At 37.6% G+C, this 12791-nt stretch carries 6 protein-coding genes and 1 CRISPR repeat array; of the genes, 3 read left to right on the forward strand and 3 right to left on the reverse strand.

The genetic code is table 11. The annotated features are described in order from the left end of the window. Positions 1 to 2: 2 nt before the first annotated feature. Positions 3 to 4385: a CRISPR direct-repeat array (repeat unit 33 nt; unit sequence ATTTCAATCCACTCTCTTCATACAAAGAGAGAC). 488 nt (positions 4386 to 4873) lie between these two features. The 3 genes from ADM90_RS14920 to ADM90_RS14930 are packed head-to-tail and all read left to right on the forward strand — an operon-like array spanning position 4874 to position 8713. Beyond that, entirely contained in the window at positions 4874 to 5470 is a 597-nt protein-coding gene (locus ADM90_RS14920; RefSeq protein WP_235473594.1) for a sigma-70 family RNA polymerase sigma factor, read from the forward strand. 52 nt (positions 5471 to 5522) lie between these two features. Then, positions 5523 to 6248, forward strand: coding sequence for an ABC transporter ATP-binding protein (locus ADM90_RS14925; protein WP_053996694.1), 726 nt, complete (start codon positions 5523 to 5525; stop codon positions 6246 to 6248). Between the two features lie 11 nt (positions 6249 to 6259). Next, positions 6260 to 8713 carry an ABC transporter permease gene (locus ADM90_RS14930; RefSeq protein ID WP_235473707.1) on the forward strand — a complete coding sequence of 818 codons (2454 nt, stop codon included), beginning with the start codon at positions 6260 to 6262 and terminating at the stop codon, positions 8711 to 8713. Between the two features lie 126 nt (positions 8714 to 8839). On the opposite strand, the gene ADM90_RS14935 is transcribed toward ADM90_RS14930, so the two are convergent. The 3 genes from ADM90_RS14935 to ADM90_RS14945 all read right to left on the reverse strand — a co-directional run bounded on the left by ADM90_RS14935 (position 8840) and on the right by ADM90_RS14945 (position 12749). Next, a complete protein-coding gene (locus ADM90_RS14935; RefSeq protein ID WP_053995759.1) occupies positions 8840 to 9364 on the reverse strand; it encodes a tubby C-terminal domain-like protein in 525 nt (174 codons plus the stop codon). A 483-nt stretch (positions 9365 to 9847) separates the two neighbouring features. After that, complete coding sequence (locus tag ADM90_RS14940; RefSeq protein ID WP_053995760.1) at positions 9848 to 10558, reverse strand: hypothetical protein; 711 nt, start codon at positions 10556 to 10558, stop codon at positions 9848 to 9850. Between the two features lie 994 nt (positions 10559 to 11552). Continuing rightward, on the reverse strand, positions 11553 to 12749 hold the full coding sequence (locus ADM90_RS14945) for an IS256 family transposase (protein ID WP_053993757.1): 1197 nt from the start codon (positions 12747 to 12749) through the stop codon (positions 11553 to 11555). Positions 12750 to 12791: the final 42 nt, after the last annotated feature.

Consider the following 12791-nt stretch of genomic DNA (forward strand, 5'->3'; position numbering starts at 1 on the left):
TTATTTCAATCCACTCTCTTCATACAAAGAGAGACAAATAGGGTGTTTTTATTTCTTCAAATAAGGAGTATTTCAATCCACTCTCTTCATACAAAGAGAGACCATCAAAAGCGCCTCGATTAATAATTGAACATGTAATTTCAATCCACTCTCTTCATACAAAGAGAGACCGAAAGCTTGGGCTTAGATGCAGCATTAGCAGATGTAATTTCAATCCACTCTCTTCATACAAAGAGAGACCGAAAGCTTGGGCTTAGATGCAGCATTAGCAGATGTAATTTCAATCCACTCTCTTCATACAAAGAGAGACCGAGCTGGCTTTACATCTTGCAACAATTGCGAGCAATTTCAATCCACTCTCTTCATACAAAGAGAGACTCAAAAGACCTTTGTATTTTGTTGTGAGCTGGGGGATTTCAATCCACTCTCTTCATACAAAGAGAGACGAGTACAAGTTCCCTAATTATAAAATTCCATTGATTTCAATCCACTCTCTTCATACAAAGAGAGACATCTACAATGGGTTTCACAAGAAAAATTTAGTAATTTCAATCCACTCTCTTCATACAAAGAGAGACTACGGCAAACAAGCTAAATCAGATACGTTTATTAAATTTCAATCCACTCTCTTCATACAAAGAGAGACATGTTTTACGACCATTCCCACGATGACCAGACATTATTTCAATCCACTCTCTTCATACAAAGAGAGACAACTGCTGGTTAATGTACAAGCCAGCTCTGCATAATTTCAATCCACTCTCTTCATACAAAGAGAGACTAAAAAATTCGACAAACAGTAACAAAATAATAATTTCAATCCACTCTCTTCATACAAAGAGAGACTTTGATGCCAGCAACATAAAAAGAGAAGCACCTATTTCAATCCACTCTCTTCATACAAAGAGAGACTTATATATTTCACAGTTCAACACCTCCAAATTCCGATTTCAATCCACTCTCTTCATACAAAGAGAGACAGGGAGTATATGAGATGTCAATTCAGGTTGGAATTTCAATCCACTCTCTTCATACAAAGAGAGACTATGACACCTATTAACACAGCAAAAGATGCGGTGGATTTCAATCCACTCTCTTCATACAAAGAGAGACGCTGCTTTATTAGGATTGATTGGATAAATAGGCTATTTCAATCCACTCTCTTCATACAAAGAGAGACGAGCAGTTTTTAGCAAATTATCAACTCGATATGATTTCAATCCACTCTCTTCATACAAAGAGAGACGCAAGGATATACTTTACAAAACTTATTTGGTTATATTTCAATCCACTCTCTTCATACAAAGAGAGACAATCGCCATTGATTACTTTTTCACGTTGTAAATTATTTCAATCCACTCTCTTCATACAAAGAGAGACTTATTTGGTACACCACTCGAGGACTTAGGGCCATTTCAATCCACTCTCTTCATACAAAGAGAGACAGAGAGGGAATGATTTGAAGGAATCCATTAAAATATTTCAATCCACTCTCTTCATACAAAGAGAGACTTTCGTTTTCTCTTGGATCAATAGGAACATTACCATTTCAATCCACTCTCTTCATACAAAGAGAGACAATACTCATGATAGGGCAACTTACCATTATCAATTTCAATCCACTCTCTTCATACAAAGAGAGACGTTAATGATACTAAAGAAAAGGCGAGAGCTTGCAATTTCAATCCACTCTCTTCATACAAAGAGAGACTACCATAGCAATTGCTGATGCAACAGCCGCAAATATTTCAATCCACTCTCTTCATACAAAGAGAGACACTTAGTGTGTTGCCAGTTGCTACTACGCAACCCATTTCAATCCACTCTCTTCATACAAAGAGAGACAACGTATTAGCTCGCGATGATGTATACATTGATATTTCAATCCACTCTCTTCATACAAAGAGAGACTATTGTATATATATGGATAGTAAGCACGAATCAAATTTCAATCCACTCTCTTCATACAAAGAGAGACAAATACTCATGATAGGGCAACTTACCATTATCAATTTCAATCCACTCTCTTCATACAAAGAGAGACAAGGATACCATCTTTATTTTACTGATTTTCAAACATTTCAATCCACTCTCTTCATACAAAGAGAGACGAGCAAAACAAAATATAAACTAAGGAGTTGATTGATTTCAATCCACTCTCTTCATACAAAGAGAGACTAACAAAATAGATAAAATACATAAATAAAGGGAATTTCAATCCACTCTCTTCATACAAAGAGAGACTCATGCACTGGCGTAGACGTAGCATGATGGGAGCATTTCAATCCACTCTCTTCATACAAAGAGAGACCACGTTATTTATCATCGTTTTAAATATCAAGCAAATTTCAATCCACTCTCTTCATACAAAGAGAGACGACTATGATATAAACACTCACGAGGTCTTTAAAATTTCAATCCACTCTCTTCATACAAAGAGAGACAAAAGACAGTATGCCATTAGATACATTTTTAACAATTTCAATCCACTCTCTTCATACAAAGAGAGACATGATTTTATGCGACTTGCCATATGGTACAACTATTTCAATCCACTCTCTTCATACAAAGAGAGACGAAAAATTCTCCTGCTATGAAGGTGTTAGGTGATCATTTCAATCCACTCTCTTCATACAAAGAGAGACGATGTTCTACTAAGAGATATTAAATATGTAACTGATTTCAATCCACTCTCTTCATACAAAGAGAGACGGTGAGCGTCAAGTGGGAAATCGTTCCTTTTATCATTTCAATCCACTCTCTTCATACAAAGAGAGACGTATTCAGCAAACCAAACAAGTGGCGAGATGATATTTCAATCCACTCTCTTCATACAAAGAGAGACAGACTTCGCAGCGTGTGGTTTGTTATTCCGTGAATTTCAATCCACTCTCTTCATACAAAGAGAGACAGCTGATGGGTAGGATTGATACAAACGATTTGCTGATTTCAATCCACTCTCTTCATACAAAGAGAGACGTCAACATTAACGAGGGTTTAATCAAAGGTATTATTTCAATCCACTCTCTTCATACAAAGAGAGACAATTCGATGATGTCCTCCACAGTATTAGTTGTGATTTCAATCCACTCTCTTCATACAAAGAGAGACGACATATATGGTTATTACCTTCTACGAGACGAATTATTTCAATCCACTCTCTTCATACAAAGAGAGACCTACGGCTGTTGTTGAATACTTAGAGCGTATGAGATTTCAATCCACTCTCTTCATACAAAGAGAGACTAGCTAAACGAGATTTATTTTTATCTTTAGACAATTTCAATCCACTCTCTTCATACAAAGAGAGACCGATAACTGCTTATCAAGATTCGATTCTTAAGATTTCAATCCACTCTCTTCATACAAAGAGAGACACGCAAAGCACGATTCATTTGGTCTGAGGTTGCAATTTCAATCCACTCTCTTCATACAAAGAGAGACGTTAGCGTTCCCACTGCATTGTAAACATTAAAATAAATTTCAATCCACTCTCTTCATACAAAGAGAGACAGATAACAGCATGGGAGCTGTTGCTAGTGGCAAATTTCAATCCACTCTCTTCATACAAAGAGAGACATGCGACATAAAAATATAGGAAGGTAGGTGATAGCATATTTCAATCCACTCTCTTCATACAAAGAGAGACAAGGACAAGCCAATCCAAAAAATCACACGTCTTATTTCAATCCACTCTCTTCATACAAAGAGAGACATGGCAAAAGAAATTTCCATGATTCAGCGTAATATTTCAATCCACTCTCTTCATACAAAGAGAGACTTTAGATTTAATGATGTACATGGTTTAACAGTTATTTCAATCCACTCTCTTCATACAAAGAGAGACTTTTGGCGCATTATAAAGCCATACACGTCCCTCATTTCAATCCACTCTCTTCATACAAAGAGAGACCTATCATTGTCGTACTATCTTTCAGATCGTAATTTATTTCAATCCACTCTCTTCATACAAAGAGAGACTATTTTCTCCCTCATCACTACGAGACTCACGACCAATTTCAATCCACTCTCTTCATACAAAGAGAGACACAAACATTCAAACAGTGGAAGTTGCAAAAAATGATTTCAATCCACTCTCTTCATACAAAGAGAGACAGGTAGTATGCGAATTGATAGCTTGCAACAACAGATTTCAATCCACTCTCTTCATACAAAGAGAGACCAAGAGCGTGTAGCCCACGAATAGACGGTTATAGGGATTTCAATCCACTCTCTTCATACAAAGAGAGACCGGTGTTGTGGATGGCGTAATAAATAAAGCAAAATTTCAATCCACTCTCTTCATACAAAGAGAGACGTCGTTTTGATGGTCTAACACTGTTGTGGTTGTGATTTCAATCCACTCTCTTCATACAAAGAGAGACTCTCTTCATACAAAGAGAGACCAATATTTGTGCGACTAAGTGCAGTAATTGTTGTACAAAGAGAGACTCTCTTCATACAAAGAGAGACTGTGAAAAGCAATATAAAAATAATATTTATAATTGATTTTCATTATAAAATAAATCTATAAGGTCATAATAACCTAAGCTTCCTTCCATTTCAATGGAAAATTGGTTGTTTTATAGGTGCGAATCTCCCTGGGGAATCATGTTTGCTTCACATTCGCACCTACTAGTTAACAAAGAGGCTTACACTATAAAAACTAGCATTCACGATTCCGGTACTTGTGCTTGCGGCTGTTGTGAAATGTGTGTATACCCTGTTTATTTAATTGCTCAACATTGAAACCTGAAATTCCTTTTGGTAATCACAACCCATTACCCCTTTATATTATCCCGATCACAGCACCTGCTCTATCCATAGCTAGAAACTTTTTCATTAAAATAAAAACTTGAATCGAAATCATAACTTGCTGAGTCTAATAGCTGTAAAGGAGGCGATTTTCATTACAACAACACAACAATCATTAGTGGTCCTCGCTCAACATGGCGATGAGGAGGCATTTTACCAGCTAATTGAGCAGGAACAGCATAAGCTTTATCGTATGGCCTATGTTTATGTACAAAATGAAAATGATGCCATAGAAGTTTTTCAGCAAACGATTATTCGTGCTTATGAGGGCTTGCCACAATTAAAGGAGCCTCGCTATTTTGCCACCTGGCTCACCCGCATTATGATCAATTGCTGTAAAACATATATGGCTAAGAAAAATACCATTCAGCTTGTTGAACCACAGTCCTTAGCAGATTTAAACAGTACATCCCCTACATATATCGAGGAAGAACTAGATTTATGGCAGGCACTCTGTCAGCTTGAGGACAAGTATAAAACCGTACTCCTGCTGCGTTTTTATCAGGATTACTCTGTAAAAGATATTGCTGTGATCCTGCAATGTCCTGAGGGTACTGTAAAAACACATATTCGCCGTGGTTTACAAGCATTACGACAACAATTAAAGGGGGCATATCTCGATGAGTGGGTTCAATCCGCTGAAAGAAGTCATTAATGCAATTCCCATCCCTGAAGGACGTTTAACAGAGGTATTACGTGTTGAAGGGATGTCCAAAATTTATCAGCAAAAGCATCATACCGTAAACGCCTTAAAAAATATCCATTGCACCATTTATCAAGGGGAGATGGTGGCGATCATGGGGACAAGTGGCTCTGGAAAAAGCACCTTGCTTAATATGATCAGTGCCATTGATGAGCCAACAGACGGGGCATTATTTTTATTTGGCAAGGAAGCTCAGGCTATTTATCAAGAGCCAAATGCATCGCAATTCCGAAAAGAAAATATCGGCTTTATCTTCCAATCCTTTCATCTATTAAAGGACTTGTCGGTGGAAGATAATATTGCGCTGCCCCTTATTTTAAATAATGTGGCTAGCAAAGATATTAAGCTACGTGTGCAGCAGATGATGGAACAATTAGCGATTGCCGCTTGGGCGAAGCATCGACCACATGAGCTATCGGGTGGACAAAAGCAGCGTGTCGCCATTGCACGTGCATTGATTGCCAACCCACCTATTTTGCTGGCAGATGAGCCGACAGGGGCATTGGATGTCAATACAACAGATGAGATTTTAGCACTGCTTGTCGATTTGCAACAAAAGAACCAGCAAACAATTTTACTCGTTACACATGACCCTTATGTGGCGATCTATGCCAATCGGGTATTGTTCTTCCATGATGGGGCGATTGTGGATTCCTATCAAAACCAGCAAAATAAAGAGGATTTGGATTGTATTTTAATGAAATTTAAGCAAATTACGAGGGGTGATTGATATTGTTTACGATGCGTACCATTGCCATGAAGCTTTTTCGTGCTGCTTGGGCAAATGTCCTAATGAGTATTAGTATTATCACAATCTCAATTTGCCTTGTGATGACGATGACTGTCTACATTTGGAATGCCAATAGCCAAATGAAGGCTGATATCCAAGCACTGTATGGGGAAATGGATTTAATGGTCGGTTATAATCCCGATCAAGCCAAGCTGTTAACCACACAACAAGTAGAAGATTTTTCTACCTTAGCAGGCGTCACACAAGTGTCCAGTATATCTTTAGCTCATACAACAGTTGAACAAGAAAAGAATATCGTTTTTTATACCGTTGGCGTCGAAAATGATGACCTTGTCAAAAGTCGCTACCATTTTGAGGTAAATCTTGGTCCTAAGGATGCGATTCTTTCTGAAAATGTTGCACGTATTTTCAATAAACGTGTGGGAGACTCCATTCATATTCAGTCAGAGAATTTTATTGTCCAAGAAATTTTACCAACTATCAAGGGCACTGACAGTCCTAATATTATCTTGTTGTCTAATGATATTGTGAAAAAATGGATGAATAATAGTCAACCACAAACTGCGGGGATATTTACACTCATCAAAACAGATGAGGGGCGTGCCAAGGTAGTAGGCGCAGAAATCAAACAGCTCGATAAAACATTGCGTGTAGATATCATGAATGATTATGATTTAATTAAAACAAATTTACAGAGCTTAATGGTTTTTATGATTGTGCTTTCTGTTTTTATTTTACTCATTTCAAGTGTTTTATTGCTGTCCACCTTCCAGCTCTTATTCTATAAAATGAAAGAGCAGCTCATGATTTTACGAGCTCTTGGGGCATCAGTGCAACAAGTTGGGCGTATTGTTAAGCTGCAATTATCACTTATTATTAGCTTTGGTGTTATGCTTGGAACAACGATGAGCCTTCTGGTAATAAAAATCTGGCTACCACAATTAATTAGCCTTTTACATTTACCAGATGCTAGAACGGAACTGCCTATTGTCTTTGTACTAGTGATTGCCCTTTCCAGCTTGTTAATTCTTCAGGCGCTGACACAATGGCAAGTAGCGAAAAGCTCCAGACTGCTGCCATTACAAATCGCTTCAGACAATGAAAACTTGCAGCTACGTTGGACAAAGTGGAAAACGATTATGGTCAGTATCATAAGTGTGATCGCCTTCCTATTATTTTGGCAGGCACAATTAGTAGGAACAGGAAGTGGTCAAGGTGCACTATTTATTTTAATCGGTTCATTACTTGTCTGTGGGATTTTACTACTATTAATCCCCTACCTGTTTAAAGCCATTCTTTATATAGCTTTAAAGCCGATTCGGAAGGTACTTGGCAAAGAAGCCTATTTAGCGTGCCAGCAACTTATGCCACAAGTACGCAAAAATATGCCGATTGTACTCAGCATTATTGGCTTAATGGTCATTTTAACCTTTGGTAGCTCATTAATGAAAACCTTACAGCACAACGAACTTGCCTACACGGAATCGCAATATGATACAGCTATAAAAATTAAGAATGAACTAGATGACCCAACCCTTACGCCCACAATTTTACAGGAAATCGAAGCATTGCCAAGCGTGCAATATGCTTATGCACAAGGGAATAATACGTATATTGCGCTACAACTCGGACAAAAATGGCTACCAGAGAATTATACAACGATCAATATTGAGAAATTAGTACAAATGGGAAAGCTGTCAAAAATCGAGGGCAATTTGCAGGATGGACTTATAGTAACACAGAGCTTTGCACATCATCATCATTTATCGGTTGGTGATCGTGTCACGATTGGCTCCTACGATTTTGATGCCCAGCAGGATAGGCCTACTGGCGAATTACAGATTATCGGGATTATTGATGCACCTATTCATCATGCTGATTTAATTGTTGATTGGTCATCCTTCCTCACTGCTCGGGATTACACAATCATTGAAGACATTATGGTTGAAACAGCTAACCCTGACAAAGCTTTGGCTGATTTAGCATTCTTAAAAGAGCGCTGGCCAGCCTTGAAATTTACAGATAAAGCAACGATGATTGAGCAATCCAATGAAATGCTCTTCCAGCGCTGGAGCCTATTTGTTGGTGTCTTTGTGATTTTAATTGCGGCGACTTGCCTTGGTGTTTTGCAAACATTGTTGCATACGATTTATACAAAGCGCAGCGATTACGCCATTCAACGATTAATTGGCTTATCACCAAATGGTTTAATGAAGCTGATCTTGACACAAGTCCTATCGTTTGTACTCTATGGTCTTACGGTCGGCACATTTATCGGGTTAGTTTTAACGACAATGCTAGGCTTTATTGAGAAAGTATCCTATGACTTCTTGACATTAGGCATTACAAGCATCGCCTTTCTAGCTGCGACACTGATCGTCTTTGCCCTACAAGGCTATTGGATTAGTCGCAAAAAGCTTGCCCATGAAATGATCGACATGTAATAAAAGCAGCCTCCTCCATAGAGGGGGCTGTTACCTTTGATAGTTATTGCTAAACATATACGTTTTATTGCCCAACTTTTATGTTTTATCGCCTAAATTATGTGTTTTATTACCCAACTTTTTTCTTTATGCCCCAATAAACAATACAGCCTGTCCAATTGCAATAAAAAATGCTTCGTGCTGAATAGGGCTGCTATCCTCGATTTCTAGCGTAATCGCAAAATAGGTTTCATAAAAAATTGCCTGCCAGCGGGCTATTGGTTGATCCTCCACTGTAAAAACAGACCAGCCCTCCATTTCCTTGTTTAGCTTGATCTGCTGCGCTCCGTCGGTAATCAATAAATCAGGAATCATAATTTGCCAGCCATCATAGGCAATCGTGTAGTTCTTGCCTGTGACGAAATCCTTACCTTGGAAATGGACACGACCACGACGCGTTACTTTTTTACAGCTAAAAAGAGGCTGCCCCTGGATATCCTTTACATCAAAGCGCACAAAATAACGATAGTCCATTGTGCGATCAAACGCTTTTTTTAGTGCATTCGTGTAAATGCGCTGCACTGTCGATGATACTTGCCCTGCTTCATTGAGGATGTCGATAACCTCTGTGGACTCGATTGCTGCGGGCTGCTTGTATGTATATGTTTTCACTACCTTCGCTCCTTCTCACCATTACGTTCTTTAAATTATCATAATAGCATAAAAATAGGCTAGTCAAAGTTCTCACTTTAACTAGCCCTATTTGATAATCCCCATCTTTCATCGTGACAAAGCCATGGTTCGGAGAAAATTGCTGATAGCTGTTGAAAAACATTCTTATTAGAGCTAATAATGTTCATTCAATCCCCACTAGGTTCATATCGAAATTTTTACTTTCAAAGGTCTCTCTTAATTTTTCTTTTTCATATTTTAATAACAATTGCTCTAAATTCATCTCTATAGATAGTAATATCTTTTTCGCTAACTGCATTTACATAAGAATACGCTTTAGTAATTTTTGTTCTTAATCAGTTTACCTAATAAAGAGCGTATTATTCTAGCTTTTATAGGATACATTTTATTTGGTGAAGAGCCATTTATTAATACTTGTCCCATTTTCATGCCTAAAATCAAAATCTAGTTTATTTATTAGAATTAATATCCTGAATTACATGGGTCTATGTATTCTTGAACGAGACCAGTAATTTCAATCAGTCCAGTATAATTTGAGTACTTATAAAAAGAAGTGTTAGAGGCACGCTTACAAGTATTAAATGTTCTATTTGCATCCACATAATGAGATTTTTTATAATAAACTGTAGTTAATTCTAAACTTGCGAAAGTGGATGCAATGCTCATTGGTATTGCCCACCCAGCAGGAACACCTAAAAGTGTAGCGATGACACCTGCTATCAGACTAGCTTGCGCATATTTCCAAGAACTATTTCCAGAACTTGTAGATATATATTCCCATTTTATTGCTTGAGTAGTGAATTCATTGTTCTTAATTAGAGCAGGATCTCCTTGTAACTCCTCTGTAATTTCAGAAATCTCAGCAAAAACCTCACCATCAACATAAATTTTGTTTCCAATTGCTTCGATTTTATGCTTCAATTCACCACTATCCGAGAACACATAATGAACATATTTTCCATCTTCAAGTATTGATTCTAAATACTCTACTTCACCAGTTTCTAAATTCTCTACCTTAACTTTACTGTATGTATCACTAACATTAAAAGGAGTAAATTTCACATTTTGAGTATTAGTATTCTCTTGTGCTTTAGCAGTACTAGGATTAAACATTAATGTCGAATATATTAAACAAAAAATCATAATTGTAGAAAATAACTTATTTAGTTTCATAACTATCTCTCCTTCTATAGACATTAGTATATCAATGGTTTGACCCATTTTTAGAGTAATGAAAAAATATTTTTACCATGGATTAAATATAGTCTTTTCTTCTATTTTTATGTCGTGTGTTTTTTTGGCTAATTATTATATCAGCAATTATTAGAACTACACTTGTAAAAAGAAAGGCTTTGAATAAAATGCCTTTACTGATAAAAAAATATGCAAAAACTGCTAATAAAGACATTAAAAGAGCAAAGAGTGTCAGTTTACTAAAATCCCCTAATATACCCCCTAAAATTCCACTAAGTATAGCAATAGTCATGAGTATACCAATAGTATGAATGCTAACAGAATAATCGGACAGCGCTAAAAATAATGCTATAAGACCTATAATAGACCCAAACCTTGCAGTAATATTGGCTAATTTTTTAATTTAAAAACCTCCCAACTTTTTAATCGAAAAATAAATTGATTAAGATATTTAATGTAATATTTTCATCATCCCTACTTTCAATCTTATTTAAGGATATTCGATATTGGCTCTTTACCATAACTTGTGGTTGAACTAGCTTTGCTAATGTGCTTTGTTATTGTCGCTGAGTTGTCTCTAATCCCTTTAGAAATTACACTAGCACTACTTCAGTCAAGCTCGATTACATTCTAAAATATCAATCACATCTGTTGATGATGAAATATTAAACTTAATAATACTATAAAAATAGGTAATTTTCAATATTTTTTGATTATCTTCCATTAATTTCATAACTAGAAATCTATAAACTCATAACTAAAATAAGTATTTCTTCATATATATAAGCATCTAATCTTTCACGTACAACTTTATCAGGTACTGTCAATATTTTTGTGTAAATGACGATTCACCCGTTCAAGGGAACTCATCACCTGTGTATTCAATTGTACTTGTTCGAAGTGTTGATTTGAGTGTGTAGGAAAGGGCTAGCCCTTTCCTACACACTCAAATTTCGCGCTGGCGCGTCCCGGTCTAGTTTGCCGGTTCGTGCAGCTGCTCAAACATTTCTTCTAGCTTTGCACGGGCCTGATTGAAGCCGATGTGGCAGCGTGTGGCGAAACGTTGATTATAGTCTTCGAACTGCGTCACTAAAAAGCGCTCCAACGATTCTTCGTTCGGGAACTGTTCCTTGCGCTTTGTATATTTTTTGATTTGCTTATTGAACGACTCGATTAAATTCGTCGAGTAGATGCTTCGCCAAATCGCCTTGGGAAAGCCGTAAAACGTCAGTAAATACGGGTTTTCGAGTAAGCCTTGTGCGACTTTTTTATACGATTTGCCCCATTTTTCGCAGAACGTCTCGAGCGCTTTTTTCGCTGCTTCAGCGTTCTTTGCCTGGTGAATCGTTTTAAAATCCTCGCACACTTCCTTGCGATCTTCTACTCGGACTTTATGCATGATATTGCGTGCCACATGGACAAGGCACACCTGATATTTTGCCTTTGGAAACACATTAAACACAGCGTCTGCCATGCCTTTTAAGCCGTCTGATACGAATAAAAGTACGTCTTCTACACCACGGTCTTTGAGCTCTTGTAGTAGCTCCTGCCAGTTGTAGGCCGATTCTGTTGGGGCAATCGTATAGCCAAGCACTTCTTTAGAGCCGTCTTCACGAATACCAACTGCAATATAGACGGCCTCTTTTGACACCGTATCACGACGCACGGCAATATACGTCGCGTCTAAATACACGCATACGTAACGATTGTGCAAAGGACGGTTATTAAAGGCTTCTACCGTTTCTGAAACAGCCTTTGTCATATTCGAAATCGTTTGCGGCGTATAGTGATGCCCATACATTTTCTCAATTAATTGCGCAATTTCCGCCATCGTAATGCCTTTTTTGAACAAGTGAATGACCGTTTCTTCCAGCGTATCGTTCGAGCGCTTATATGGTACCACTGTCTGTTGTTTAAACTCACCGTTGCGATCCCGCGGGATTTGAAGCGTTAAATCGCCGTACTCCGTGTGAAGTGTACGCGAATAAGACCCATTGCGAGAATTGCCTGAGTTGAACCCGATACGATCGTATTTTTCGTAATCCAAAAATTCCGTCAGCTCTGTCGCCAGTAGCGAGTTGATCGCCATTTCCAAGTGCGAACGAAAAACCTCGGTAATATCTTGTTTTTTGACTAGTGCATCGACAATTTCTGTTGTAAACTGATTCATAGGGAAGACCTCTTTTCTAGGATTGGTTGTGGTGACTTAATT

Source organism: Lysinibacillus macroides (assembly GCF_001281525.1).
GTDB classification, from domain to species: domain Bacteria; phylum Bacillota; class Bacilli; order Bacillales_A; family Planococcaceae; genus Lysinibacillus; species Lysinibacillus macroides.

What these genes read in the sequence shown, in the direction of transcription:
- ADM90_RS14925 (WP_053996694.1), top strand. Translation starts at nt 5,523, where the DNA reads ATGTCCAAAATTTATCAGCAAAAGCATCATACCGTAAACGCCTTAAAA.
- ADM90_RS14930 (WP_235473707.1), top strand. Translation starts at nt 6,260, where the DNA reads ATGCGTACCATTGCCATGAAGCTTTTTCGTGCTGCTTGGGCAAATGTC.
- ADM90_RS14940 (WP_053995760.1), bottom strand. Translation starts at nt 10,558, where the DNA reads ATGAAACTAAATAAGTTATTTTCTACAATTATGATTTTTTGTTTAATA.
- ADM90_RS14945 (WP_053993757.1), bottom strand. Translation starts at nt 12,749, where the DNA reads ATGAATCAGTTTACAACAGAAATTGTCGATGCACTAGTCAAAAAACAA.